Annotated in this window: 1 pseudogene; it reads right to left on the bottom strand. The window is 65.5% G+C overall.

Annotation, left to right across the window (positions count from 1 at the left end):
* Window positions 1-1,323: pseudogene (locus PHU01S_RS25495) on the bottom strand (hypothetical protein); the annotation flags it as partial.

Below are 1,323 nucleotides of genomic sequence, written 5' to 3'. Positions count from 1 at the left end.
ACCAGTAAAGCCCGTCGAGCCGATAGCTCCGGTGGCACCAGTAAATCCAGTCGAGCCAGTTGTCCCCGTTACACCGGTTGTTCCAGTGGTCCCCGTGAAGCCCGTCGAGCCGGTAGCTCCGGTGGCACCAGTAAAGCCCGTCGCACCGGTAGCACCGTTGGTGCCCGTGAAGCCTGTCGCTCCAGTTGCTCCAGTTGCTCCAGTGCTGCCCGTGAAGCCCGTTGCGCCGGTAGCACCGGTGGTGCCAGTCGAGCCCGTTGCGCCGGTCGCTCCGGTGCTGCCAGTAAAGCCTGTCGCACCGGTAGCACCGGTGGTGCCCGTGAAGCCCGTCGCACCGGTAGCTCCGGTGGCACCAGTAAATCCAGTCGAGCCAGTTGGCCCCGTTAGACCGGTTATTCCCGTGGTCCCTGTGAAGCCCGTTACGCCGGTCGCACCGGTGGTGCCCGTGAAGCCTGTCGCGCCGGTAGTACCGGTGGTGCCAGTCGAGCCCGTTGCGCCGGTCGCTCCGGTGCTGCCTGTAAAGCCTGTCGCACCGGTAGCTCCGGTGCCACCAGTAAATCCAGTCGAGCCAGTTGGCCCCGTTAGACCGGTTATTCCCGTGGTTCCTGTGAAGCCCGTTACGCCGGTCGCACCGGTAGTACCAGTGAAGCCTGTTGCGCCGGTCGCTCCGGTGGTGCCCGTGAAGCCCGTTGCGCCGGTCGCTCCGGCAGCTCCGGTGGTGCCCGTGAAGCCTGTCGCACCGGTAGCTCCAGTGGCACCAGTAAAGCCCGTCGAGCCGGCAGCTCCCGTGGCACCAGTAAAGCCGGTCGAGCCAGTTGGCCCCGTTACACCGGTTGTTCCAGTGGTCCCTGTGAAGCCCGTTGCGCCGGTCGCACCGGTAGTGCCCGTTAAGCCCGTCGCTCCAGTTACTCCGGTGGTGCCAGTAAAGCCCGTCACACCGGTAGTTCCGGTCGTGCCAGTGAAGCCTGTCGCTCCAGTTGCTCCAGTGCTGCCCGTGAAGCCCGTTACACCGGTAGCACCGGTGGTGCCTGTAAAGCCCGTCGCACCGGCAGCACCGGTAGTGCCAGTGAAGCCCGTCGCTCCAGTAGCTCCGGTGGTGCCCGTGAAACCCGTCGAGCCAGTTGGCCCAGAGGCCCCTGTGAAGCCTGTCGCTCCAGTTGCTCCAGTGCTGCCCGTGAAGCCGGTAGCTCCGGTCGCTCCGGTGACGCCTGTGAAGCCCGTCGCTCCTGTAGCTCCGGTGGTACCTGTAGAGCCTGTCGCACCGGTAGCTCCGGTGGTACCTGTAGAGCCTGTCGCACCGGTAGCTCCGGTGGTACCTGTAGA

Source organism: Paenibacillus humicus NBRC 102415, from assembly GCF_004000905.1.
GTDB lineage: Bacteria > Bacillota > Bacilli > Paenibacillales > Paenibacillaceae > Paenibacillus_O > Paenibacillus_O humicus.
This window is presented reverse-complemented; position numbering and strand designations above follow the sequence as displayed.